This window comes from Xanthobacter pollutisoli, from assembly GCF_040044995.1.
In the GTDB taxonomy this organism is placed as follows: domain Bacteria; phylum Pseudomonadota; class Alphaproteobacteria; order Rhizobiales; family Xanthobacteraceae; genus Xanthobacter.
In genome coordinates this window covers 171857-196522 of the sequence record NZ_JBDZDP010000003.1, presented here as the reverse complement: position 1 = coordinate 196522, position 24666 = coordinate 171857, and the positions used below count along the sequence as shown (strand labels likewise).

Genomic DNA, 24666 nt, shown 5'->3' with positions numbered 1-24666 from the left:
CCTCCCTCTTCCATAGCGGATGCGTTGCGCGGGAACGGCGTGGGCGGCACCGTGGCGCCGTCTGTCCCGCCTGTTCAGCTTGCTGCTGAACCCTTCGTACATCCGGCTACCACGCTACTGGAGCGGGCGCCGCGAAGCCAGTTGTGCCTTAGACCAAGGGCGTAACAGCCGCGTCAGCGGCTCGCGCTCACCATTCCGGAAACGCCGGCGAACGCGCCTTCGGCGAGCTCCGCCACCAGGAGCCGGTGGGGGTCCACGGGACCTGGCAGAGTCACGACGCCGAGCGGGACGCGCCGGAAGCCGAAGCGGCTGTAATAGGGTTCGTCCCCCACCAGCACCACGAGGCGGTGGCCGGCGGCGCGGGCGGCCTCCATCGCCACCTCCATCAGCTGCGCGCCGATACCCACGGACTGGAACGGCGGCTCCACCGTGAGCGGGCCGAGCAGCAGGGCGGGCGTCGTGCCGATGGTGACGCGCGTCAGCCGCACCGATCCCACCAGCATGGTGCCGACGCGGGCGGTGAAGGACAAAGCACGCTCATGCACCGTCTGCTCGCGGATGCGGAAAGCGGTGCGGGCGAACCGGCCGGGGCCGAAGGTGCGCTCGTGCAGCCGCTCGATGGCAGCATCGTCGGTGGCCGTTTCCACGGCAATGGACAAGGGAAGCTCGGTCATGGGGCAACTCGCAGGCAGGACGAAGGGCCCGCGCGATCGGCCTCAGCCGGGTTCAGGCGGGCAGGACGGCGCGGGCGCCGGGGCGCACCGTGTCCTGTCGTCGTCGCTGAAGCCTCCGGCCCATGTTGCCCTCACGAGAGTGGGGCGGGCGGATAGCATGCCCACCGCCCCAGGTCCAGAGGCGGCTCGAAACCGGCCGGCGGCAACGGCCGCTCAGCCGCCGTAGATCCAGCCGTAGCGGTCCAGCAGGCCGGCGCCCTGCCGGCGCAGCACCAGGTCACGGGCGAGGCGGGGGGCGCCGGAGAGATGGTAGATCATGCTGTTGCGGCGCGCCTCGGACTGGATGCGGGCGGTGCGCGGCAGGCGCTCGGCCTCATAGGCCTTCAGCGCGGTCGCCGCATCGCTCTCCCGGCCGAGGGCGCGGGCGAGGGCGGCGGCATCCTCGATGGCCTGCGCCGCCCCCTGAGCGAGGAAGGGCAGCATGGCGTGGGCGGCATCGCCCAGCAGCGTCACGCGTCCGGAGCTCCAGCGGGGCAGGGGCTCGATGTCGTAGAGGCCCCAGCAGAGGAAATGCGAGGCGCTTTCCAGCAGGCGACGGACTTCCGGCGCCCAATCGGCGAAGGCGGCGTGGACGGCCGCGCTGTCTCCGGGCGCGCTCCAGCGCGCCACCGGCTCCATTTGGCGGACGATGGCGACGAGGTTCAGCATGGCTCCGCCCTTCACCGGATAGGCGACGAGGTGGGCGTTGCGGCCGAGATAAAGGCGCACGTCCGGCGGGTGGCGGGGCGGCACCGGCACGGTGGCGCGGAAGGCGAGGCGCTGGGCGAACACCGGCGGACGCGCGACGCCGAGATGGGCGCGCACGTCGGAGCGCACGCCGTCCGCGCCCACCAAAATATCGGCGCCGTGGGCCACGAGGTTCTCGCCCTGCTTCACTACCGCCCGCACGCCGCCGAAGGCCGGCTCGACGGCGGTGAGGTCCGATCCGAGGGCGATATGGACGCCTTCCGCCTGGGCGGCCTCGGCCAGCAGGGCCTGGAGCTCAGCACGGTGCACCACGAGGAAGGGCGCGCCGTAGCGCGTGGCGGCGGGGCCGTAATGGGCGCGGGTGAGGCTGGCGCCGCTGTAGCCGTTGCGCACGTCGAGGGACCGCGGGGTCACGGCCACCTGCTCCAGTCGCGTCAGCAGGCCGAAATCGCGCAGGATGCGGGTGGCGTTGGGGGTCAGCTGGAGGCCGGCGCCAACTTCCTTCAGCTTGCGCGCCTGCTCCACCACCTGCACGGTCAGCCCCGCGCGGCGCAGCGCAATGGCGCAGGCCAGCCCGCCGATACCGGCGCCGACCACGACGACGCTGCGCGCGGCGGGCCGCGGGCGCGGCCGGAAGGGGATGGGATCGGCCATGGTTGGACCCGGCTCCATGGGAAGGGGGCCGGCGAATTAGTCTTTCTTTGCGGCGGCCGTCAGGCCGGGGAGCTCAGGCCGCCGATTTGGCCGGGGTGTCGTGCCACACGCACTCCTCGGGCTTCGCCGCACCGGCCGCGAGAGCGGGGTTGTAGCGATAGAGCGTGGAGCAATAGGGGCAGACGTGCTCGGTATCATCGCCGAGGTCGATGAAGATGTGCGGATGGTCGAAGGGCGGTTGCGCACCGATGCACATGAACTCCTTGCTGCCCACCTCGATGAGGGTGACGCCGAGGTCGTTGCAGAAGTGGGGAATGCCGGTGTCCGCCATGGTTCCGCCCATGCTCGTTCAAAAAAGCGCCGCGACCTTAGCCTCTGATGGCCGCCGGCGGAAGGCCCTGCGCCGCGGCAGATCGGCCGGGCCCACCGCCGTCGTCCGGCCACGCTTGCGCGGCTGCCCCGAGACTTCACGGCAAGGGAGGGTCGCGTCCATGTATCATGCCATGTCCGGCGGTCCGTCCCGGACGCGCGGTGTCTTTCGGCGCACCCATCATACGGACGTGATTCCCAGGCCCGCCCCGCTGAGCGCCCTCGGGCGCCTGATCCGGGGACGTTAGGACCGCCCATTCCCCAGACGGCGTGAACCGCGCCCCGCGAGCGTCCTCGGCCGCCGGCGCGGTGCGCCGACGCTTCAAAACCCTGCGGCCTGCCGGCCGCTCCAAGCCTATTGCAAACCAGGGACCGGCCTTGCGCCTCGCGCGGCCGGATCGCGTCATGTCGTTGTTTCGGACCCACAAGCGGGGCGTGTCGTTCCGCGCCATCTTCGCCTTTCTCCTCGGCCATTGGGCGCGCAGGAAAGGGGTCATCGCGGCCACCTGTGCCGCCGTGCTCACCGCCACGCTGGCCGAGGTGTTCGTGCCGCTGTTCGCCGGCCGCCTGGTTGATGCGCTCGCGGGCGCAGACCGGGAGGCCGCATGGCAGGGCGCGGTCGCCGCGTTTCTGGCCATTGCCGCATTGGGCGTGACCATGGTGGCGGCGCGGCACCTGACCTATGTGGTGATCGTCAGGCTCACCCTGCGCATGATGGCGGACGTCGCGGCGGACGCCTTCGCCCGGGTGCAGCGCTTCTCGTCCGACTGGCACGCCTCCACCTTCGCCGGCTCCACCGTGCGCAAGATCTCGCGCGGCATGTGGTCCCTCGACGTGCTGCACGACACCCTGCTGGTGGCGCTGTTCCCCTCCCTGCTGGCGCTCGGCGGCACGGCGCTGCTGCTCGGTGCCCGCTGGCCGATCCTGGGCCTCGTGGTGGCCGTCGGAGCAGTGGCTTTCATCGGCCTCACCCTCGCGTTGTCGATCACCTATGTGGCGCCCGCCGCCCGCCTCTCCAATGCATGGGACACCCGCGTCGGCGGCGTTCTGGCGGACGCGGTGGGCTGCAACGCGGTGGTGAAAGGCTATGGTGCCGAAGGGCGGGAGGAAGCGCGGCTTTCCCGTGTGCTCGCCAAGTGGAACGCGCGCACCCGGCGCACCTGGATGGCGGGCACCTGGGCCGGGACTGCGCAGCTCATGGCGCTGGTGGCGCTTCAGGCGTCCATCATCGGCACGGCGCTGCTGTTGTGGCGGCAGGGGCAGGCGAGCGCCGGCGACGTCGCCTACGTGCTCACCTCCTACCTGGTGGTCCATTCCTACCTGCGCGACATCGGCATGCACATCCACAATCTCCAGCGCTCGCTCAACGAGCTGGAGGAGCTGGTGGAGATCCACCACCAGAAGATCGGCGTGTCCGACGCGCCCGCGGCCGTGCCGGCGCAGGTGACGGCGGGCCGCATCGCATTCGAGGACGTGACCTTCCACTACGGCGGGCACAGCACGCCGCTCTACGACAAGCTCTCCGTCGCCATCGCGGCGGGCGAACGGGTGGGGCTGGTGGGTCATTCGGGCTCGGGCAAGACCACCTTCGTGAAGCTGATCCAGCGCCTGCACGACGTCACCGCCGGCCGCGTGAGCGTCGACGGGCAGGACGTGCGGGAGGTGACGCAAGGCTCCCTGCGGCGCGCAATCGCCGTGGTGCAGCAGGAGCCGGTGCTGTTCCACCGCTCGCTGATGGAGAACATTGCCTATGGCCGGCCGGATGCGTCCTTCGCCGAGATCCGGCGGGCGGCGGAGCTGGCCAATGCGGCCCAGTTCATCGAGCGACTGCCGCGCGGCTACGGCACGCTGGTGGGCGAGCGGGGCGTCAAGCTCTCTGGCGGCGAGCGCCAGCGCATCGCCATCGCCCGGGCGTTCCTTGCGGATGCACCCATCCTGATCCTGGACGAGGCCACGTCCAGCCTGGATTCGGAATCGGAGGCGGCGATCCAGGACGCCATGGAGCGGCTGATGATCGGCCGCACCACGCTCGTCATCGCACACCGGCTGTCGACGGTGCGCGCGCTTGATCGACTGCTGGTGTTCGACAAGGGCCGCATCGTCGAGGAGGGCGACCACGATACGCTGGTGCGCCGCGAGGGCGGGCTCTACCGCCGCCTGTTCGAGCGGCAGGCCATGGAGATGGCCAGGGGGCTGGCGGCGTAAGGCGCCGGCCCCAGGGACCGCGCGGCCAGTGCCGCGCGGTCACCGGTCATTCGAGATCGGTGTCGAGGATGGCCATCTGGAAATTGTAGGACAGGTCGCCGTCCTCGTCGTCCTTGAACAGGACGCCGATGAACTCCTCGCCCAGATACACCTCGGCCGAGTCCTTCTTCTTCGGGCGGGCAGTCACCTTGATCTGCGGATTGCCGAACAGGGTCCGCAGATAGCGTTGCACGCGCTCGAGCTCGGTCTTTTCCAACGGTGGTCCTCCTGAGAACGGATGGTCGCCTTATGGCGGCCCCGGCGCGGGCGTTCAAGCCGGCGCGCGCCGGGAGGGATCAGATATCCGCTCCGGCGAAGATGTTGTCCTCGAACATCTGATCCATGGAGCGGGAGGGCTCGGCGCAGCCGGCCTCGCCGACGACCTTGGCCGGGATGCCGGCCACGGTCGAGTTGCGGGGCACCGGCTTCAGAACCACCGATCCCGCCGCGACGCGGGCGCAGCGGCCCACCTCGATGTTGCCCAGCACCTTGGCGCCGGCACCGATCAGCACGCCCCGGCGGATCTTCGGGTGCCGGTTGCCGGTCTCCTTGCCGGTGCCGCCGAGGGTCACGCCCTGGAGAATGGACACGTCGTCCTCGATCACCGCGGTGGCACCGACAACGATGCCGGTGGCGTGGTCGAAGAAGATGCCGCGGCCGAGCGGCACCTGCGGATGGATGTCCACCGCATAGACCGAGGAGGCGCGGCTCTGCAGGTAGAGCGCGAAATCGGTCTGGCCGTTCTCCCACAGGAAATGCGCCAGGCGATGGGTCTGGATGGCGTGGAAGCCCTTGAAATAGAGCACCGGCTCCAGCGTGCGGGTGGCCGCGGGGTCGCGGTCGACCACGGCCATGAGGTCCGCGCGCAGCGCCTGGGCGATGGACTTGTCGCGGGAGACCGCATCGAGCCAGGCGGCGCGGATGGCAGGGGCGGGGACGTCCGCGTGGTCCAGACGTGCGGCGATGCGCTCGCCGATCACCGCCTCCAGCGTGGGCTGGCCCAGCACGGCGCTGGTGAAGAAGCCGGCGAGCAGGGGCTCGCGCTCCGCGGCCTCCTCGGCCTCGTTGCGCAGGCGCGCCCAGACCGGGTCCACCACGTCGTGCCAGCGTTCGGTTCCGGCCTTGGTGAGCTTGGGCTGGAAGCTCTCGGGGGCCGGCGCGGCCATGGGAAACTGCGGCATCTCTGCCTCCTCGCGAGACTGACTTGCCCCTCTTCTAGCACAAGCTGCGTCGGCGGGAGAGGGTTGCAGCCGCCTTCAGGGCCGCGCTTTCAGGAAGGCGAGCGCTCCCTCCTTGAACACCTTGTCGCCCACCGCGGGATTGTGCTCGCGGTTGGGAATGTCGAGCTGGGTCCCGTCCGGCAGCAACTCCACCAGCGGCGCGGCGGCCCCGGACACCGAGTCTCGGGTGCCGATGGCGACCAGCACCGGCTGGAAGATGCGCCCCACCTCCTCCCGCGAGAGCACCTGCCGCGAGCCGCGGATGCAGGCCGCCAGCGCCTTCAGGTCGGCCTTGTTGGCGTCGGCGAAGGCACGGAAGGTCCGGCCCATGGCGTCGGGCACGTCATCGAGGCTCGGCGCCTCCAGCGCGTCCGCCACCGTCTGGGGCAGGCCGACGCCGTCCACGAGATGGATGCCGAGCCCGCCCATGACGAGCGAGCGCACCGCCTGGGGGAACAGCAGCGCCATCTGCGCCCCGACCCGCGCGCCCATGGAATAGCCGATCACGTCGGCGCGCGGCAGGCCGAGATGGGCGAGGAGGTTGCAGGCGTCCTCCGCCATGAGGCGCGTGTGGTAGAGCTCGGGGTCGTACAGCTTCTGCGACGCGCCGTGTCCGCGATGGTCGAAGCCAATGACGCGGTAGCCCGCGCCGAGCAGCGTCTTGGTCCAGGACGGGTTGACCCAGTTGATCTCCTTGGTGGAGGCGAAGCCGTGGATCAGGAGGACCGGGTCGCCGGCGCCCTCGTCAAAATAGGCGATGTCGACACCATCGGAGGAGAAACGGGGCATGGAGAACCTTAGCGGGGGACGATGACGGTCGGCGCGGTGGGGCCGCGCGGCGCCGGGAAACTAGAAGCTCCGCCCGCCCGTGCCAAGCGTTCGGCCCCCGCCGGCGGGGGCCCAGCCTCGGCAAGCAGGCGGACCGCCTGAGCGGCATCCAGCACGCGGCCGGCCGCCGCCTCCAGTTCCACGCCGACGCGCTCGGGCGCAACGGCCAGAGCCGACGGCCCTGCCACCGGCGTGCGGCGGCCCCCCAGCCGGAGCCGGGCGGGGGCATGATCGTGCCGGACGCGGCTGCCCGACGAACGCCGGGGCTTGCGCCACATGCGCCGGGCGCAGGCGACGCAGAAGCCGTTGAAGCTGGAGATCATGGCGAAGGCATAGACCAGCGTCGCGAAGGCCCACCAAATGAGGTGGAACAGCAGGCTGGTGATGGCGATGGCCCCGCGCCCCAGCGTCTTGAGGATGGCGAGGGTCTGCGCACCCTTGGCGTCGGCGAGGCGGGCGACGCGGCTGAGGTCGCGGCCGTTTTCGGCGACCTTCAGGCCCTCCAGCGCGGCGCGGGTTCCGGCTTTGGCCTGGACGCGGGCCGCATCGTCCAGCATGCGGGTGACACCGCCGAGGCGGTCGGTGCGCACCACGCTTTTCAGTGCGGCGCCGTCCGGAATCCCGCCGGAGGCGAGGCGCCGCAGTGCCGTGAAATCCACGCTTTCCCGGATGGCCCGGGTGAAGGTGCGCAGCAGGCCCGCGGAGAGGCGGCCGGTGCGCTTGGCCACCTTCACAAGTGAAATGCCCATGCGCACCGGCAGGCTGGCGCCCACCGTGGCATAGGTGCCGGCGGTGATGGCGATGCCCACGGCCGACAGGCCGAGAATCAGCTGGTCCGCTTCCTCGCCGCGGGCGAGCTTGAGCGCCTCGCGCCCGCCGTCACGGATGTCGCCGAACACCATCAGGTCGCTCGCGGCCGCGCCGGCAAGCCCTGCGAGGTCGTGCGGCTGGCCGGTGACGAAGCCGATGCCGAAATCCTTGGCCGAGCGCACGGCCTGGGCCGCGGCGCCGTTGGCACCCTCCACCCGTTCACGCAGCGCTGCCTGCAACTGAAGGCCGCGCGCATCCGCCAGCGCCACATAGGAGGCGGCAAGGGTGGCGTCGTCCTCGCCCAGCGCGGCGTCGATCTCCCGCGTCGCATCGGCGGCGGTGAAACCGGACAGGCCGAGATCGGCGAGCGCGGCCGGATCATCGCGGGCGGCGATGAGCTTCACGCTCTCCTTGGCCACAGGCAGCAGCCAGGGCGCGGCGCCGAGCAGCGATCCGAAGATGAAGAGGAAGGCGAGGATGCGGGCCATTTTCTTTCCAGTGCCCCATCCTTGCACCGCTTTGTGGCGGAGTTGAAGGCGGCTGGCCCTGCCTGCGCTTGCGCGGGCCGGAAGAGGCGTTATTGCTTCTGGAATACGGAATACAAGGTGGAGGCGGCCGTGCCGCTGTTGGACGTCGCGGGGGAGCGGTTCCGGGTGGAGGTCACTGGCCCGGAGGGTGCGCCGCCGTTGATCCTGTCCCATTCGCTCGGCTGTACGCTGGGCATGTGGGACGAGGTGGTGCCCCTGTTCGCCGCGAACCGTCGCGTCGTGCGCTACGACGCCCGCGGGCATGGGGAGAGCGCGGCGCCGGATCAGGTCTATGCCATGGGGGATCTCGGGCGCGACGTGCTCGCCCTCATGGACCGGTTGGGCCTTGCGACGGCGGATTTCTGCGGCCTCTCCCTTGGCGGCATGGTGGGGCAGTGGCTGGCGCTCAACGCGCCGCAGCGCCTGACGCGGCTCGTCCTTTCCAACACCACGGCCCACGCCGGCCCCGCCCGCTTCTGGGACCACCGCATCAAGGCAGTGCGCAAGGACGGCACGGGACCCATCGCCGAGTCGGTCATCGACAGCTGGTTTGGTCCCGCGTTCAAGGCCAAGGCGCCGGCGCGGGTCGCCGCCGTGCGCACCATGGTGACGGGCACGAAGCCCTCCGGCTACATGGGCACGAGCGCCGCCATGCGGGACATGGATTTCCGCGCCGAACTGCCACGCATATCCACCGCGACGCTGGTGCTCGTCTCCGACGACGACCGCTCGACGCCGCCGGCCTGGGGCGAGGCCATCGCGGCCGCCATTCCCGGTGCGCGCCTGGAGCGACTGCCGGGCGGGCATCTCTCGGCCATCGAGCAGCCGGAGGCGTTCGTCCGCGCCGTCTCCCGCTTCCTCGCCTGAGACGATCGGCGCAGCCGGGCGGCGCGACACGCGGGTGACATCTTTCCCCACCTATGGAAGATGCCCTTCGGACAGGCGCGGAGACGGACCATGGCAACGGTGGACGGCAGGCCCCACGATCACAAAGGGCACGATCACGCCGGCCACGACCACGACTCCCACGACCACGAGCCGCACGATGGTTCCGGCCACGATCACGCGGGCCATAACCACCCGGGCCACGGCCATGGCCATGGTGGACACGGTCATGGCGGCCACGGCCATGACCATGTGGTGCCCGATTCGCTGCGGGCGTTCGCCATCGGGGCGGGCCTCAACTTCGGCTTCGTGGTGGTGGAGGTCATTTTCGGCCTGATGGCCGGATCCCTGGCGTTGCTGGCGGACGCGGGACACAATCTTTCCGACGTGCTCGGCCTCGTGCTGGCGTGGGGCGCGGCGTGGCTGTCGCGCCGCGCGCCGACCCCAACCCGCACCTACGGCTACGGCCGCTCGTCCATCCTCGCGGCGCTGGCCAACGCCATGATCCTGCTGGTGGGCACCGGCGGCATCATCGTGGAGGCGATCTCGCGGCTGTCCAGCCCGGCACCGGTCCAGACCGGGATCGTGATGGTGGTCGCGCTCATCGGCGTCGCGGTGAACATCGGCACCGCCTTGCTCTTCATGGCGGGCCGCAAGGGCGATCTGAACGTGCGCGGCGCGTTCATACATCTCGTGGCCGACGGCGCCATCTCCCTCGGCGTCGTGATCGCGGCGGGGGTCATTTCGGTGACCGGCTGGCTATGGCTCGATCCGGTGGTGTCGCTGGTGATCGCCGTCGCCATCATCGCCGGCACCTGGGGGCTGCTGCGGGACAGCGTCAACCTCGCCATGGATACGGTGCCGGCGGGCATCGACCCCACGGAGGTGGAGGCCTGGCTCGCCGCCCAGCCGGGCGTGAGCGAGGTGCACGATCTGCACATCTGGGGGCTCAGCACCACCTCGGTGGCGCTCTCCGCCCATCTCGTGCGGCCGGGTGCGACGCTGGACGACGAGTTCCTCAGTGCGACCTGCGCCGCGCTGACCAAGCGCTACGGCATCGCCCATCCCGTGCTGCAGATCGAAGCGGGGCACATGCAGTGCGCCCTTGCCCCGAAGCACGTGGTCTGACCCGGCGGGCAGTGTCCCGTCGGGGCTGTTGTGCACTGGGTCTTCGATTGAACTCAGGCGGCCTTGGGCGTCGCCAGTCCTTCCAGCGCCTCGCGGGCGATAGGCAGCAGACCCTCGCCGCCATGGGCGATGTGCTCAGCGATCTTGGTGCGCATGCGCGGGTCCCAGAACTTGCGGATATGGGTGCGCGTCGCCTCCACCGCGGCCTCGTGCTTCTGGGTCGCGAAGGCGGTGGCGATCTGGTTAGCCATGTAGACCAGCTTCTCGGTGGAATTATGCGACATGGTCCTGCCGTTCCGATGCGGCGAGCGCGATGCGCCCGGGATGAGTGAAGATCTCGAAGCCGTCGTCGCGCACGATGGCGGCGAGGGTGATGCCGGCGGCCTCGGCGGTACGGATGGCGAGAGAGGTGGGCGCCGACACCGCGGCGATCACCCCGACACCCAGCACGGCGGCCTTCTGCACCATTTCGATGGAGACCCGGCTGGTGAGCAGCAGCAGGCCGCGCGCCGTGTCGAGGCCGGCTTCCGCGGCGAGCCCCACCAGCTTGTCGAGGGCATTGTGCCGGCCCACGTCCTCCGCCAAAGCGAGGATGCCGCGTCCGGGCTCGAAATAGGCGGCGGCATGCACCGCGCGGGTCTCGTGGTTGAGCGCCTGCAATGGGCCGAGCGCGGCCATGGCGTCCAGCACCACCGCGGGCGTGAAGCGGGCCTCGGCCGTCACCACGGCGGCGGGCTTCACCGCCTCGGCAAGGCTCTCCACCCCGCACAGGCCGCAGCCGGTAGGGCCCGCCAGCGCGCGGCGCCGGGCGGAGAGATGCTTCATCTTCTCCTCGGCGATCCACATGCGGGCCTCGATGCCCTCCTCAACCACGATCACCTCGCGGGAGAGGATTTCCTCCTTCGCCGCCACGATGCCTTCCGTCAGGGCAAAGCCCAGGGCGAAGGCGGCGATGTCGGTGGGGGAGGCCATCATCACCGCGTGGGTGGTGCCGTTGAAGGTGAGGGCCACCGGCACCTCCTCCGGCACCGCGCGGGTTCCGTCGGCGACAGCTCCGTCCCGCAGTTGGGCGCGCTCAACCCGCCGCGCCGGAGGTGGCGCGGGGAGGTCGGACGGAAGGGGACAGGCGGGCTCGTCGGTCATTGTTGCGGGTCGCAGCGCTCGGGGCTTCCTATTCACGTGGGCACAGGGCGAGCGTTTTGAAAGGGCTGCCTCGCCGCCGGCCACCGGCGGCGAGGCAGAAGCGTCCTGGGCCTCACTCCGCCGCGATGCGGCGGCTCGTGCGGCTCAGGTTCTCATACTCCTCCTGCCACTGGGTCGGCCCGTTGGAGGGCGACACCTGGACGGCGGTGACCTTGTATTCCGGGCAGTTGGTGGCCCAGTCGGAATATTCGGTGGTCACCACGTTCGCCTGGGTCACCGGATGGTGGAAGGTGGTGTAGACAACCCCCGGCGCCACGCGGTCGGAGATGACCGCGCGCAGCGAGGTGGAGCCGGCCCGGCTGTCCAGCTTCACGAAGTCCCCGTCGCGGATGCCGCGGTTCTCCGCGTCGTGGGCGTGGATCTCCAGCACGTCCTCGGCATGCCAGACGGAATTTTCGGTCCGCCGGGTCTGGGCGCCCACATTGTACTGGCTGAGGATGCGCCCGGTGGTGAGCAGCAGCGGGAAGCGCGGGCCGGTCCGCTCGTCGGTGGGCACGTATTCGGTGAGGACGAACTTGCCCTTGCCGCGCACGAAGCCGCCAATATGCATGATGGGCGTGCCTTCCGGCGCCGCCTCGTTGCACGGCCACTGCACCGAGCCCATCTCGTCGAGCAGCTTGTAGTTCACACCTGCGAACGACGGGGTGAGCGCCGCGATCTCGTCCATGATCTCGCTCGGATGGGCGTAGTTCATGGGGAAGCCGAGGGCGTTGGAGAGCAACTGGGTGACCTCCCAGTCCGCATAGCCGTTCTTCGGCGCCATCACCTTGCGGATGCGCTGGATGCGGCGCTCGGCATTGGTGAATGTGCCGTCCTTCTCAAGGAAGGAGCAGCCCGGCAGGAAGACGTGGGCGTAATTGGCGGTCTCGTTCAGGAACAGGTCCTGCACCACCAGGCACTCCAGCGCGGCAAGGCCGGCCGAGACATGCTTGGTGTCGGGGTCGGACTGGAGGATGTCCTCGCCCTGAACGTACATGCCCTTGTAGGTGCCCTCCACGGCCGCATCGAACATGTTGGGGATGCGCAGGCCCGGCTCCTCGTCCAGCGGCACGCCCCACATGGCCTCGAACGTCGAGCGGGTGGCGTCGTCAGAGATGTGACGGTAGCCCGGCAGCTCGTGCGGGAACGAGCCCATGTCGCAGGAGCCCTGCACATTGTTCTGGCCGCGCAGCGGGTTCACGCCCACGCCGTTGCGGCCCACGTTGCCGGTGGCCATGGCGAGGTTGGCGATGGCCATCACCGTGGTGGAGCCCTGCGAATGCTCGGTGACGCCGAGGCCGTAATAGATGGCCCCGTTGCCGCCCGTGGCGTAGAGCCGGGCGGCGCCTCGCACGTCGGCGGCGGGAACACCCGTGTACTTCTCCACCGCCTCGGGGGAGTGGCGCTCCTCGGCGACGAAGGCGGCCCATTCCTGGAACTCGTCCCAGTCGCAGCGCTCGCGCACGAACTGCTCGTTGACCAGGCCCTCGGTGACGATCACATGGGCCATTGCCGTGACAATGGCGACGTTGGTGCCCGGGCGCAGCGGCAGATGGAACGCCGCTTCCACGTGGGGTGAGCGCACGATGTCGGTGCGGCGGGGATCCACCACGATGAGCTTGGCACCCTCGCGCAGCCGCTTCTTGAGGCGCGAGCCGAACACCGGGTGGCCGTCCGTGGGGTTGGCGCCGATGATGAGCACCACGTCGGAGGCTTCGACGCTGTCGAAGTCCTGGGTGCCGGCCGAGGTGCCGTAGGTCTGGGAGAGGCCATAGCCGGTGGGCGAGTGGCAGACGCGGGCGCAGGTGTCCACGTTGTTGTTGCCGAAGCCGCCGCGGATCAGCTTCTGGACGAGGTAGGTCTCCTCGTTGGTGCAGCGGGACGAGGTGATGCCGCCCACCGCGCGCTTGCCGTACTTCTCCTGGATCCGCTTGAACTCGGAAGCGGCGTAATTGATCGCCTCCTCATAGGACACTTCCTTCCACGGCTCGTGGATGGAAGAGCGGATCATGGGCTTGAGGATGCGGTCCTTATGGGTGGCGTAGCCGTAGGCGAAGCGGCCCTTCACGCAGGAATGACCGCGGTTCGCCTTGCCATCCTTGTAGGGCACCATGCGCACGAGCTCGTCGCCGCGCATCTCTGCCTTGAAGGTGCAGCCCACGCCGCAATAGGCGCAGGTGGTCACCAGCGAGTGCTCGGGCGTGCCAATGTTGTACATCGCCTTCTCGTTCAGCGTCGCCGTGGGGCAGGACTGAACGCAGGCGCCGCAGGAGACGCACTCGGACGACAGGAAGCTCTCGTCCATGCCGGGGGACACCCGGCTGTCGAAGCCGCGGCCCGAGATGGTGAGCGCGAACGTACCCTGCACCTCCTCGCACGCCCGGACGCAGCGGTTGCAGACGATGCACTTCGACTTTTCATAAGTGAAGTAGGGGTTGGACTCGTCCTTCCCGAGCTTCGTGTGGTTCTCGCCCTCATAGCCGTAGCGCACGTCCCGCAGGCCGACGACGCCGGCCATGTCCTGCAGCTCGCAGTCGCCGTTGGCCGAGCAGGTCAGGCAGTCGAGAGGGTGGTCGGAGATGTAGAGCTCCATCACCCCCTTGCGGATCTTCTTGAGCCGCTCGGTCTGGGTCTTCACCACGATGCCCTCGGCCACCGGCGTGGTGCAGGAGGCGGGCGTGCCGTTGCGGCCCTCGATCTCGATCAGGCAGAGGCGGCAGGAGCCGAAGGCGTCGAGCATGTCGCTGGCGCAGAGCTTGGGGATCTGGTTCCCCACCTCCATGGCCGCGCGCATGATGGACGTGCCTTCCGGCACGGTGACGGACATGCCGTCGATGATCAGGGTGACCAGCTTCTCGGACTTGGAAGCCGGCGTGCCGTAGTCGATTTCATGGACGAGCGACATGGGGGCGTTCCTTTCAGGAAGGGCGATGACGCGCCGGGGGCGCGAACGTCAGAAAGCCGTCGTGCTCCGGCTTGACCGAAGCATCCACGGCGCCGCGGGCGCCAGCGATGGGGCCTGCGGTCCAACCGGAAGGCGAGGGGGCGAGAGAGAAGGTGAAACCCATCCCCATCACTCCGCAGCCGCCGGCAGCTTCGGCGCGACGCCGAAGTCTTCCGGGAAGTGGGTGAGGGCGCTGACGACCGGGTAGGGGGTGAAGCCGCCCAGGGCGCAGAGCGAACCGAGCTTCATGGTGTGGCAGAGGTCTTCCAGCAGCGCGAGATTCTGCTCGCGCTTCTCGCCGGCGATGACCTTGTCCAGCGTCTCCACGCCGCGGGTCGAGCCGATGCGGCAGGGGGTGCACTTGCCGCAGCTCTCGTGGGCGCAGAACTCCATGGCGAACTTGGCCATATGGGCCATGTCCACCGTGTCGTCGAACACCACGATGCCGCCGTGGCCGATCAGCGCGTCCTTGGCGGCGAACGCCTCATAGTCGAACGGCGTGTCGAACTGGGAGACAGGCAGGTAGGCCCCGAGAGGCCCGCCCGCCTGCACCGCCCTGACCGGCCTGCCGGAAGCGGTACCACCGCCGATCTCCATCACCAGTTCGCCCAGCGGCACGCCGAAGGCAGTCTCGAAGAGGCCGCCGTGCTTGATGTTGCCGGCCAGCTGGATGGGCATGGTGCCGCGCGAGCGACCCATGCCGAAGTCTCGATAATACTTGCCGCCCTTGTCGAGGATGACGGGGATGGTGGCCAGCGACACGAGGTTGTTGATGACGGTGGGCTTGCCGAACAGGCCCACATGCGCGGGCAGGGGCGGCTTCGCCCGCACCAGGCCGCGCTTGCCTTCGAGGCTCTCCAGCAGCGCGGTCTCCTCGCCGCACACATAGGCGCCGGCGCCCATGCGCATTTCCATGTCGAAGGCGAGGCCCGAACCGAGGATGTTGTCCCCCAGCAGGCCCGCCATGCGCGCCTTCTCGATGGCCTTCTCCATCACCACGAAGGCGAGGGGATATTCCGAGCGGCAGTAGACGTAGCCGCGGGTGGCACCCACCGCGAGGCCGGCGATGGTCATGCCCTCGATGAGGCAGAAGGGGTCAGCCTCCATGATGAGACGGTCGGCGAAGGTGCCAGAGTCGCCCTCGTCCGCATTGCAGACGATGTAGCGCTGGTCGGCCGGCGCCGCCGCCACCGTGCGCCACTTGATGCCCGTGGGAAAGCCGGCGCCGCCGCGGCCGCGCAGGCCGCTCTCCACCACTTCCTCGACGGTTGCCTGGGGGCCGAGCTCGATGGCGCGCTTCAGCCCGCGATAGCCGTCGTGCGCCTCGTAGTCGGTGAGCGAGAGGGGGTCGATGATGCCGATGCGCGCGAAGGTCAGGCGGGTCTGCTTCTTCAGATAGGGAAGCTCGTCCACCACGCCGACGCACAGGGGATGGTCGGCCCCGTGCAGGAAGCCGCCATGCAACAGGTCGTCCACGTCCGAGGCCTTCACCGGGCCATAGCCGACGCGGCCGCGCTCGGTCTCCACCTCGATCATCGGCTCCAGCCAGAACAGGCCGCGCGAGCCGTTGCGGGTGATGTCGGCGGTGATGCCGCGGGCGAGCAGGCCCTGTTCGAGCTTGCGGGCGACGCGGTCTGCGCCGCAGGCGACGGCGGTGGCGTCGTTGGGGACGAAGATGCGGGGGGATTTCATCAGGCGTCTCCGAAGCTCTTGCCGTTGGCGAAGCAGTCGGCGATCTCGTCGATGGCATCCTTGTCCAGGCGGCCGATGAGCAGGCCGTCCACCAGCGCGGAGGGCGAGCAGGCGCACAGGCCGAGGCAGAAGATGGGCTCCAGCGTCACCCGGCCGTCCGGCGAGGTCTCGCCCATCTCCACGCCGAACTTCTCCTTGGCATAGGCCTCGATGTCGCGCCCGCCCATGGACTGGCAGGCCTCCGCGGCGCACAGCTTCACCACGTGGCGGCCCGGCGGCTCGCGGCGGAAGTCATGGTAGAAGGTGAGCACGCCGTAGACTTCGGCGCGGGAGAGATTGAGGCTTTCGGCGATCATCGGCACGGCCGGGTCGGGCACGAAGCCGAAGGTTTCCTGGAGCGCATGGAAGATGGGCATGGTCGCCCCTTCGAGATGCTTCAGGTCTGCAATCACCTGCGCTGCGCGCTCGGTGCTCCAATCCTCATAGACCGCCATGGTCGTCTCGCTTTCCCAAAAGCCGGAAGGCGCGTTACCGCCACTTCGTGTTGCTTGCGGGAAAGTCTGTCAGAAGGCGCGGCGCAATCAAGCCAGCTGTGGGATGTTGCGATAGAACATCTCTATCGATAGTGGAGGTATCGAACCCAGTCGAGAACGAAAAAACAGGGGCGACGCTGCGGCAATCCAGCCAGTCTGGGATGGTTCTTGGTATATTGATCGTGATCTTCTATGTGACGGCCGGCGGCGCAGTCGCCGCCGCGCGCCAGAATTATTGCATTGCAGCAATCGCCGGATCGGCCATTCCACTCTGTTCAAGCTTGGGCGCGATGCGCCGCGCCTCTGCCACCAGCGCGGCGGTAATGGGCGTCGTCGGCTCGCGGTGGGGCACAACCAGGCCGATGGAATGGGAGATGTCCGGCTCGACGATGGGGATGGAGCGCACCACCGAGGTCAGCCCGAGGGAATCGGCCAGCATCGCCGGCATCACGCTCGCCCAAAGGCCGGTGCGGACATGGGTGAAGAGCACGATCATGGAATTGGACTCGAGCGTCGGCTTGTGGCTCGCGCCTGCCGCGGCCAGCAGGCTGTCCACGATGCGCCGGTTCTGCATGTCCGGCGTCAGCAGCGCGAGCTGGAGCTCCGCCACTTCCGCCCAGGTCACAGTCTCGCGATCGCCATACTTGGCGTTGGGCGAGGTGACGAGGCGATATCGCTCGCGATAGAGCGGCACGGTGTTCACCCGGCCGAGGGGCTCGTTGTCGAGATAGGTGAGGCCGGCGTCGATCTCGAGGTTTTCGAGATGATTGAGGATCTCGATGGAGGTGCGCGAGATCACCGTGAAACGCACGTCCGGGTGGCGGGCGCGGAACGGCGTGGTCAGCGCCGCCACCATGGGAAGGGCGGTGGGGATGGCGGCGATGCGCAGCGGACCGGCGAGGCCGCGCTTCAGGGCGTCGATGTCCTGCCGCATGGCGCGGGAGTCGGCGACGATGCGGCGGGCCCATTCCAGCGTCCGCTCGCCTTCCGGGGTGAACCCCATGAAGCGCGAGCCGCGCTGCACCAGCAGGACGCCCAGCGTATCCTCCAACTGCTTGATGCCGGCCGAGAGGGTGGGCTGGGTGACGCCGCAGGCTTCCGCCGCACGCCCGAAATGGCGCTCGCGGGCGAGGGCGATCAGATATTCGAGTTTGTCTATCATGGCGCCATATCAGGGCGGAGAGCCATGCTGCGCAAGGCGGCATCGTTGCCGCAGCGCAGCGCCGCGGCTGTCCCTCGCGCCAACTCTGTCCGGGAACTGCGATGGGGCAGCGGCATTGTCATCGCGAGTGGTAGAGGCGGATGTAGTGCTACCCCACTACAACCACAGTCGCGCGAACGTGACCTTGAGCACGGGAACTATTCGCCGGTTATTAAGGTTATTATGACTGTCGGCGATGGCGCGGCGGACCATCAGGCCGGAAGTTTCGGGGAGAGGGAGTTCCGCAATGCCCCGCGTTGCCAACAGTTCCGTTCTGATTTCCCTTGTGGTGATGATGTTCGCGGCGCTTCTCGTGGCGACGCCGACCTTGGCTCTGCTCACCCACCCGCAGGAGCGCTCCATCGAGGCGCCACGGCCGGTGAGCACTGCCTCCGCCTTCGCCTGATGCACCCGGATAGGCTCAGCCTTTCCTTTGACCTTGCCCGCGCGCCCCGGAATTTCGGAGCGTGAGGCGGCTGGTCGCTCTTCCTGGGCCGGCGATCGCGCCTGGCGCGCGCTTGACGTCGCGTGTTTCTGCGGCCGCTTGACGGCCGCTACCGTCCCCCGCCGCATTTCTTTCTCTTCAGATCAAATCACAGGACAGCAAGATGATCCGGCCTCGCTTCTGGATGGGTTCGCGTGCGCTCGTCGTCTCGGCTGGTCTCCTGGTTGCCTTGAGCGGCCCTGCTGCGGCCCAGGGTGCGCGCGCCATGTTCCCCGTCCAGCCCGCGTCGCCCGTGCATGATTTCTTCTCCATGCTGTTTGGCGGAGGACGAGCCGCCCCCCGGCAGGAAGCGCCGCGCATCCTCGTGCTCCCGCGCGCGGCGGAAACGCCGAGCTACAGCTCCAGCGGCGGCGGCATCGGCTATTGTGTGCGCACCTGCGACGGCCGCTATTTCCCGCTTCAGGGCCGCGCCGGCGGCGAGAAGAGCGACATCGCCCAGTGCAACGCATTCTGCCCGGCGGCCAAGATGGCCGTGTACAGCACCTCCGACGCCGCCCGCGGCATCGACGCTGCCGTCTCCAGCGACGGCAAGCCCTATTCCGAGCTGCCCAACGCCTACGTCTTCCGCCAGAAGCTGGTGGATGGCTGCACCTGCAACGGCAAGGTGGGCGGCATGGCCAAGGTTGACGTGAAGGAGGACGCCACGCTCAAGCGCGGCGACATCGTCATGACCGAGGAGGGGAGCCGCGTATTCACCGGAAGCCGCAAGGGCCCGCCCTATCGCGAGGCGGATTTCGTCACCCCGGCGCGCTTTCCCGAACTGCCGCGCGCCATCCGCGCCCGTCTCGACGAGCTGAAAGTGGCGTCCCGCTGAGGCTTCAGCCAGCCACGGCGCGCGAGCGCGGCTTCTTGACAGGCTTCACCTTGGCGACATCCGCCGGTTCGGCGGCTGCCTCCGTCATCCCGTCAGCGGTCTCCGCATCCCCGCGCGCAGTGTCCTGTGCCGGGGCGTCCTCGGCCACAGCATCCTCGTCCAGCAGCGCGCGGATGCGCTCTGCCAGATCGCCGGCGCCGTTGGCCACCGCGGCCCGGATCGGCGAGCCCGGACCCTCGAGCCTGGCGGTCAGGGCGGTGAGGCGGGCCGCAAGGTCTGCCACGCTCTCGCGCAGGGCAATATCGGAGGCGCCGTCGAACCGCTCGGCTGCAGCGCCTGCGCTTGCGGAGGCGTCCTGCGTCGCCGGGATCGGCTGATCGCGGCGGCTGCGCTGGACCGCCTCCTCCATCAGCGCGTGATCCGCCCTCAGCATGCGCAGCGTGTCGGCAAGGCGGCGGTTCTCCGCCTCCGCCGAAGCGAATTCCGTGGCCCGGCGCTGCTCGAAGGCGTGGATGACCGCGCGGCTGGCGTCGAGGTCGGTCTCCGCCGTGGCGAGCCCCGCCGCGAGTCGGTCGCGCTCCCCCTCCAGCTCGGCAATGCGCGTCGCCCGCGCTTCGCTCTCCGCGACCTTGAGGGCGAGCGCTTCCTGCGCCTCGGTGAGATCGGTGCTCAGCTCGGTGGCGGCGTCGGCGGCGATGGTGCGCGCCTCGGCGGCGGCGGCACGCTCCGCGTCCAGCGTGGCGCTGGTCTCTTCCAGCCGGCGGGTGGTGTCGGCGAGACCGGCGCCGAGGCCCGCCGCGTCGGCCTCCAGAGCCACGATGCGCGCGGTCGCAGCGGACAGCGCTTCCTCCCGCGCCCGCAGCGCGGTCGCGAGGTCGCGGGCGTCGCCCTCCAGCTTGCCGTGCATAGCCTGGAGCGTCGCAAGCGCGCTGGTCCGCTCCGCCAATTCCTGCTCGATGCGGGCGAGGGTCGCGACGCGATCGGCGAGCTGGTCCTGAGTTTCGCCCAGCACCACGTCCCGCTCGGCGCTGGTGGCCTGGAGCACGGCATGCTGCGCCTGCAGGGCTTTCAGCTCACCCTCCAGGTCGAACACCCGCTGGCGCTGCGTCTCGATGGTCGCGGCGTGGGAGACGATGGTTTCGCGCATGGCGTCGGACTGCAGCTCGAGCCGCCGCTGGTTCAGCGCGAAGAAGGCGCGCTGCTGGTCCTTGTCCGCCTGGACCTCGAAGATGGAGATGGGCACGGCGGCTTCCACCCGCCGGGTGGTGAGCCGCACCGCCCGGTGCCAGACCGCCGGGAGCACCAGGAGGGCCACGAGCGTTGCGATCAGCACGCCCAGCATGAAATACATGATCTGTTCGATCACGCGCGCACTCGCCCTTCGCCTGGAGCCTCACCCGGCGTCTGCCCCGGCCTCCACGCATCCGTTCCCGGACGCGCGCCCGGCCCTGGGCATCGCCGCAAGTCCGCCGGGGGAGGGCGCCCCTGTCCCGCCATCCCCGTCAAACTCTACTGCCATTCATGCCATGGCACGCGCGCCGGTGCCAGCGCCGAGGCGCGAGCGTGGCTCTGGCATAAGGCAATTGGGGATCAGAAGGGGTTCCAGGTGGGGCTCGGGGTGAACTTGAGGTATCCGAGGTTGGCGCCCAGGCGCACGCCGACGCCCGAGCGGATCGGCACCACCACGATTCCGTCGGCGCCGAGCGCCGTCATGCCGAAACCCGCCACGAGATAGGCCGAGCCGGAGATGCCGCCGAAGCGGCGGAAGATGTCTTCCACGCTGCGCAGGTTGTAGACGAGGATCATGGTGCGCGCGCCGTCGCCGCCGAAGTCCCAGCCCACCGAGGGGCCCTGCCAGAAGATCTTCAGGTCGCCGGCGTTGCGGGTGTAGAGCACACCCTCGCCGTACCGCAGCCCGCCAACAAAGGCGCCGGCGCCTTCCTGGCCGAGGATGTAGCCGTTGGGCTGGCCCCACTGGCCCACTGCCTTCTCGATGGAAAGGGCGAGACCGCGGGAGACGCTGCCGAAGAAGGAATGGCCTTTGCTGACCAGCTCGTTGGTCGAATAGTTCTGCGGCGTCGGCCCCTGGCCCTGGGCGGCGGCCGGGCCGGCGGCGAGGACGATGCCTCCCGCAAGGCCAACGAAGAGGCCGAGGAAGCGCCGGCGGGCCGTGATGCGGCCATGGGTCTTGGGGAAGCTCAAAGAGAAGCGCATGGGGGATCTCGCGGTGGGCTTCGACGACTTGCTACAACGGCGGCCGCCTCGAATCGCATCAATTATGGCGACCACTGTGACGCTGCAAAGGCGTGCGAGGGCGTATGCGCAGAGGTTGCGCCGCAATCACCATGCGGGGATTGGATTATCGGGGCGTTAATCGCCCGCCGCGCCCGGACCGCCCGCGCCCCAGGCGACGAAGCCGTGCACCTTGAAGCCGGCTTCCTCGTGACCATAGGTCAAGGGAGTGCCGTCCGGGCGGGTGACGCTTCCGCCTGCGGCGGCCACCACCGCGTGGCCGGCCGCGGTGTCCCATTCCATCACCGTGCCCAGGCGGGGATAGAGATCCACCTTGCCCTCCGCCAGCAGGCCGAACTTGAGGGCGGAACCCGCCGGGATGCGCTCGGCCACGGGGTAGCGGTCGATCAGCGCGTCGGTCGCCGGATCGCCATGGGAGCGGCTGGCCGCCACCACCAGCGGACCCTCGGGCACCCGTCGGCAGGCGATGGGCGTCCAGGTTTCGGCGTCGGCCGGCGCGCCGGGCGCGCGCAGCGCACGGAAGGCGGCGCCGGGCCGGCCGGCAAAGAGCAGGCCGCGGGCCGGGGCGTACACCACGCCAAGCACGGGGGTCGCATTCTCCACCAGGGCGATGTTGACCGTGTATTCGCCGTTGCCCGAGATGAACTCGCGCGTGCCGTCGAGCGGGTCGACGAGAATGAAGCGGTTGCCGCAGTCCACCTGCGCGCCGAGCGACATCGCCTCCTCGGCCACCACGGGCACGCCCGGCAGCAGGCGCGCCAGGGCCTCGCAGATGATGGCTTCGGCGGCATGGTCGGCCGCCGTCACCGGGCTGAGGTCGGCCTTGTGGGAGGGGTCGATGCCTTCCGCCTCAATCCGGCGGATGGCGACACCCGCCGCAAGGGCCGCATCCGCGAAGCCGGCGAGGATCGCGGCGTCGGTGGGCGCGCTGGCGCGGGGCGGGTGCAGGGTCATGGTCCGGCCTCGTGGGAATGGGGACGCTGTCTCTAGCCGCGCGCGAGGCGGCTGTCGATGCGGCCGGCCCGGCGTTCGGCTTGTGGCTGCCGTTGCCGGCGGTGTATCAGGGCCACAGCCAATGGATACGGATTCGGGCGCGCCCGCCGCTCCGTCTCCGCCGCCGTCCGGGAGAAGCCATGTCCACCGACGCCTCCGCTCCCGCCGCGACCGTGTCGGTTGCCGTTTCCGCCCTCGACCTCGGTGCGCTGCTCTGCTCGCGCGTCTGCCACGACGTCATCAGTCCCGTCGGCGCCATCGTCAACGGCCTCGAGGTGCTGGAGGACGAGAACGCCGCCGACATGCGCGAGGTGGCGCTGGACCTCATCGCCAAGAGCGCACGTCAGGCCTCGGCCCGCCTGCAATTCACCCGTCTCGCCTTCGGCGCCGCCGGCTCGGCTGGAGCGCGCCTCGACCTCGGCGATGCCGAGCAGGTGGTGCGCGAGGTGGTGGAGGACCAGCGCACGACGCTCGACTGGAGCCTGCCGCGCGAGCTCCTGCCGAAGAACCGGGTCAAGATGCTGCTCAATCTGGTGCTGCTGGCGGGCTCGACCATTCCGCGCGGCGGCGTCATCCGCGTCACCGGAAGCGGGGAGGGGGGCGCCATGGTATTCGCCCTCGTCTCCACCGGCCCGAGCGCGCGCATTCCCCAGGGGCTGGAGGCGCTGGTGACCGGCGTCGTGCCCGAGGGCGGTCTCGACGCCCATTCGGTGCAGCCTTTCTATGCCGGCATGCTGGCACGCGACTGCGGCCTCGCCATCGCCTTCGCCCAGGATGGGGATACGGTCACGCTCTCCGCCCGCTGAGGCGCTCGGGAGCCGGCCTGTCCAAATGAAAAAGCCCCGCTCGGCGGGGCTTTTGCGCAGGTGCGAGGAGAGGGGTCAGACGGCGATGCGCTCGGCGCCCGGCATGGGCTCGCGCAGCACGTAGCCGCGGCCCCACACCGTCTCGATATAGTTCTTGCCGGAGGAGGCGTTCGCCAGCTTCTTGCGCAGCTTGCAGATGAACACGTCGATGATCTTGAGCTCGGGCTCGTCCATGCCGCCGTAGAGATGGTTCAGGAACATCTCCTTGGTGAGGGTCGTGCCCTTGCGGAGCGAGAGCAGCTCCAGCATCTGGTATTCCTTGCCCGTGAGGTGGACCCGGCTGCCCTCGACCTCGACGGTCTTGGTATCGAGGTTCACCACCAGGTCGCCGGTCTGGATCACCGATTGGGCATGGCCCTTGGAGCGGCGCACGATGGCATGGATGCGCGCCACCATCTCGTCCTTGTGGAAAGGCTTGGTGAGGTAATCATCGGCACCGAAGCCGAAGCCCTTCACCTTGTCTTCCGTATTGGCGAGGCCGGAGAGGATGAGAATGGGCGTCTTGACCTTCGCCACGCGCAGGGAGCGCAGGACCTCGAAGCCCGACATGTCCGGCAGGTTGAGGTCAAGAAGGATAATGTCGTATTCGTAGACCTTGCCGAGGTCCACGCCTTCCTCACCGAGGTTGGTCGTATAGACGTTGAAGCTCTCGGTCTTCAGCATCAGTTCGATGCCTCGGGCCGTAGCACTGTCGTCCTCGATGAGCAAGACGCGCATGGCTATCCCTTTCCTCGCAACTAGCCGAAAGGCGGCGCCGCCGACTTTCGTTGCTCGGCCATCGGGGTGATTCGCGTTACGTGTGTAGAATCGTTAACAGAACTCGATTCTACCCCACAAGAGTCTTTGGAAAATTCTTTGCGCCCGGGAGTCAAGACTGACTCTGTTTCAGGCACTTAAGGTTTTCCACAGCCCCTCGGTGTACGCCCCGTCACCCCTCGTTCGAGCCCCTGATGGGCGGTGTCCGGATCCGCACGGCCTGCGCGTCACCCGAACCGTAGCGTCATCATTAACGAAGGCGGTAAACGATTGGTTGCCGGGCGCACATTCGTGGTGAAATTCCTGCTACGGCGACGCCGCAGGTAAGGAAAGGGCAACCAGCTCAAGACATTCTCTCAGCCCGGAAGCACCGGGCGCCCATGGGCAGGCGCGCGGGGGCCTCGTTAGGTGGACGGAGCAGACGCCGATGAAGTCGCGTGACCCCCTCATCCGAGCCAAGAAGTTCCAGATCGACGACGCACGGCGTCGCCTCGGACAGATCGAGAGCATGATCGCCGAGTTCGAGCGCATGGCCGGCGAGCTCGACCGGGACATCGCGGGGGAAGAGGAGCGTTCCGGCATCACCGATCCGCGCCACTTCGCATATCCCCCGCTGGCGCTGGCGGCCCGCAACCGCCGCGACAACCTCCGCCGCTCCGCCGACGAGCTGAAGACCCAGCGGGACGACGCCACGGCTCTGCTCGCCGATGCGGAGGCCGATCTCGCTCTGGTGGAGGCCGCCGGCGAGATGGACCGGACCGGGCGGGTGGAAAACGGCCAGCGCCGCGCGCCGCTGCGGCCGACCGAGCCGGTACGCTACTGATCTTTGCCCCGGCCGGCG

24 protein-coding genes are annotated in these 24666 nt (G+C 69.1%); 7 read left to right on the top strand and 17 right to left on the bottom strand.

What is annotated here, in order from left to right; genetic code table 11:
- Positions 1 to 173: 173 nt before the first annotated feature.
- The 3 genes from ABLE93_RS09670 to ABLE93_RS09660 form a co-directional block, all read right to left on the bottom strand.
- On the bottom strand, positions 174 to 674 hold the full coding sequence (locus ABLE93_RS09670) for a GNAT family N-acetyltransferase (protein WP_348839583.1): 501 nt from the start codon (positions 672 to 674) through the stop codon (positions 174 to 176).
- Positions 675 to 887: 213 nt separating this feature from the next.
- On the bottom strand, positions 888 to 2075 hold the full coding sequence (locus ABLE93_RS09665; RefSeq protein ID WP_348839582.1) for an FAD-dependent monooxygenase: 1188 nt from the start codon (positions 2073 to 2075) through the stop codon (positions 888 to 890).
- Between the two features lie 73 nt (positions 2076 to 2148).
- Positions 2149 to 2406 carry a zinc-finger domain-containing protein gene (locus ABLE93_RS09660; RefSeq protein WP_348839581.1) on the bottom strand — a complete coding sequence of 86 codons (258 nt, stop codon included), beginning with the start codon at positions 2404 to 2406 and terminating at the stop codon, positions 2149 to 2151.
- A 443-nt stretch (positions 2407 to 2849) separates the two neighbouring features.
- On the opposite strand from ABLE93_RS09660, the gene ABLE93_RS09655 reads away from it, so the two are divergent.
- The gene (locus ABLE93_RS09655) at positions 2850 to 4649 is read left to right on the top strand and encodes an ABC transporter ATP-binding protein (RefSeq protein ID WP_348839580.1); all 1800 of its coding nucleotides are present in this window, start codon (positions 2850 to 2852) and stop codon (positions 4647 to 4649) included.
- A 46-nt stretch (positions 4650 to 4695) separates the two neighbouring features.
- Here the strand turns inward: ABLE93_RS09655 and ABLE93_RS09650 are convergent, their stop codons facing one another.
- The 4 genes from ABLE93_RS09650 to ABLE93_RS09635 all read right to left on the bottom strand — a co-directional run bounded on the left by ABLE93_RS09650 (position 4696) and on the right by ABLE93_RS09635 (position 8034).
- A complete protein-coding gene (locus ABLE93_RS09650; RefSeq protein WP_348839579.1) occupies positions 4696 to 4905 on the bottom strand; it encodes a DUF3126 family protein in 210 nt (69 codons plus the stop codon).
- Positions 4906 to 4984: 79 nt separating this feature from the next.
- Positions 4985 to 5869, bottom strand: a complete 885-nt coding sequence (gene cysE / locus ABLE93_RS09645) for a serine O-acetyltransferase (RefSeq protein WP_348839578.1) — start codon at positions 5867 to 5869, stop codon at positions 4985 to 4987.
- Positions 5870 to 5944: 75 nt separating this feature from the next.
- Positions 5945 to 6697, bottom strand: a complete 753-nt coding sequence (locus ABLE93_RS09640; protein ID WP_348839577.1) for an alpha/beta fold hydrolase — start codon at positions 6695 to 6697, stop codon at positions 5945 to 5947.
- An 8-nt stretch (positions 6698 to 6705) separates the two neighbouring features.
- Positions 6706 to 8034: a hypothetical protein gene (locus tag ABLE93_RS09635; RefSeq protein WP_348839576.1), complete on the bottom strand. Its 1329-nt coding sequence runs from the start codon at positions 8032 to 8034 to the stop codon at positions 6706 to 6708.
- A gap of 129 nt (positions 8035 to 8163) precedes the next feature.
- Between ABLE93_RS09635 and pcaD the strand changes: the two genes are divergently transcribed.
- Entirely contained in the window at positions 8164 to 8940 is a 777-nt protein-coding gene (gene pcaD, locus ABLE93_RS09630) for a 3-oxoadipate enol-lactonase (RefSeq protein ID WP_348839575.1), read from the top strand.
- Between the two features lie 90 nt (positions 8941 to 9030).
- Positions 9031 to 10086 carry a cation diffusion facilitator family transporter gene (locus ABLE93_RS09625; RefSeq protein WP_348839574.1) on the top strand — a complete coding sequence of 352 codons (1056 nt, stop codon included), beginning with the start codon at positions 9031 to 9033 and terminating at the stop codon, positions 10084 to 10086.
- A 53-nt stretch (positions 10087 to 10139) separates the two neighbouring features.
- Here ABLE93_RS09625 and ABLE93_RS09620 read toward each other — a convergent pair whose 3' ends face one another.
- From ABLE93_RS09620 to ABLE93_RS09595, 6 genes are all read right to left on the bottom strand, one after another.
- On the bottom strand, positions 10140 to 10370 hold the full coding sequence (locus tag ABLE93_RS09620; RefSeq protein ID WP_348839573.1) for a formate dehydrogenase subunit delta: 231 nt from the start codon (positions 10368 to 10370) through the stop codon (positions 10140 to 10142).
- Positions 10360 to 11229, bottom strand: coding sequence for a formate dehydrogenase accessory sulfurtransferase FdhD (fdhD, locus tag ABLE93_RS09615; protein WP_348839572.1), 870 nt, complete (start codon positions 11227 to 11229; stop codon positions 10360 to 10362). Before fdhD ends, ABLE93_RS09620 begins: the two co-directional genes overlap by 11 nt.
- A 112-nt stretch (positions 11230 to 11341) precedes the next feature.
- Positions 11342 to 14173: a formate dehydrogenase subunit alpha gene (gene fdhF, locus ABLE93_RS09610; protein ID WP_348839571.1), complete on the bottom strand. Its 2832-nt coding sequence runs from the start codon at positions 14171 to 14173 to the stop codon at positions 11342 to 11344.
- Positions 14174 to 14341: 168 nt separating this feature from the next.
- The gene (locus ABLE93_RS09605) at positions 14342 to 15904 is read right to left on the bottom strand and encodes a formate dehydrogenase beta subunit (protein WP_348839570.1); all 1563 of its coding nucleotides are present in this window, start codon (positions 15902 to 15904) and stop codon (positions 14342 to 14344) included.
- Positions 15904 to 16398, bottom strand: coding sequence for a formate dehydrogenase subunit gamma (locus tag ABLE93_RS09600; protein ID WP_348839569.1), 495 nt, complete (start codon positions 16396 to 16398; stop codon positions 15904 to 15906). Before ABLE93_RS09600 ends, ABLE93_RS09605 begins: the two co-directional genes overlap by 1 nt.
- Before the next feature lie 271 nt (positions 16399 to 16669).
- Complete coding sequence (locus tag ABLE93_RS09595) at positions 16670 to 17599, bottom strand: LysR family transcriptional regulator (RefSeq protein WP_348839568.1); 930 nt, start codon at positions 17597 to 17599, stop codon at positions 16670 to 16672.
- A 286-nt stretch (positions 17600 to 17885) separates the two neighbouring features.
- On the opposite strand from ABLE93_RS09595, the gene ABLE93_RS09590 reads away from it, so the two are divergent.
- Together ABLE93_RS09590 and ABLE93_RS09585 are read left to right on the top strand one after the other, a co-directional pair.
- Positions 17886 to 18044: a hypothetical protein gene (locus ABLE93_RS09590; RefSeq protein ID WP_348839567.1), complete on the top strand. Its 159-nt coding sequence runs from the start codon at positions 17886 to 17888 to the stop codon at positions 18042 to 18044.
- A gap of 202 nt (positions 18045 to 18246) precedes the next feature.
- A complete protein-coding gene (locus ABLE93_RS09585; RefSeq protein WP_348839566.1) occupies positions 18247 to 18957 on the top strand; it encodes a DUF2865 domain-containing protein in 711 nt (236 codons plus the stop codon).
- 4 nt (positions 18958 to 18961) lie between these two features.
- On the opposite strand, the gene ABLE93_RS09580 is transcribed toward ABLE93_RS09585, so the two are convergent.
- From ABLE93_RS09580 to cysQ, 3 genes are all read right to left on the bottom strand, one after another.
- Positions 18962 to 20323: a coiled-coil domain-containing protein gene (locus ABLE93_RS09580; protein ID WP_348839565.1), complete on the bottom strand. Its 1362-nt coding sequence runs from the start codon at positions 20321 to 20323 to the stop codon at positions 18962 to 18964.
- 224 nt (positions 20324 to 20547) lie between these two features.
- Complete coding sequence (locus ABLE93_RS09575; RefSeq protein WP_348839564.1) at positions 20548 to 21171, bottom strand: DUF1134 domain-containing protein; 624 nt, start codon at positions 21169 to 21171, stop codon at positions 20548 to 20550.
- Between the two features lie 156 nt (positions 21172 to 21327).
- Positions 21328 to 22164 (bottom strand): 3'(2'),5'-bisphosphate nucleotidase CysQ, encoded by an 837-nt coding sequence (gene cysQ, locus ABLE93_RS09570; protein ID WP_348839563.1) that lies wholly within the window; start codon positions 22162 to 22164, stop codon positions 21328 to 21330.
- Positions 22165 to 22343: 179 nt separating this feature from the next.
- On the opposite strand from cysQ, the gene chpT reads away from it, so the two are divergent.
- Positions 22344 to 23009, top strand: a complete 666-nt coding sequence (gene chpT, locus ABLE93_RS09565) for a histidine phosphotransferase ChpT (protein WP_348839562.1) — start codon at positions 22344 to 22346, stop codon at positions 23007 to 23009.
- A 75-nt stretch (positions 23010 to 23084) separates the two neighbouring features.
- Here the strand turns inward: chpT and ctrA are convergent, their stop codons facing one another.
- Entirely contained in the window at positions 23085 to 23786 is a 702-nt protein-coding gene (ctrA, locus tag ABLE93_RS09560) for a response regulator transcription factor CtrA (protein ID WP_348839561.1), read from the bottom strand.
- 466 nt (positions 23787 to 24252) lie between these two features.
- Here ctrA and ABLE93_RS09555 point away from each other — a divergent pair, with 466 nt between their 5' ends.
- Entirely contained in the window at positions 24253 to 24648 is a 396-nt protein-coding gene (locus tag ABLE93_RS09555; RefSeq protein ID WP_348839560.1) for a flagellar export protein FliJ, read from the top strand.
- The last annotated feature ends 18 nt before the right edge of the window (positions 24649 to 24666 follow it).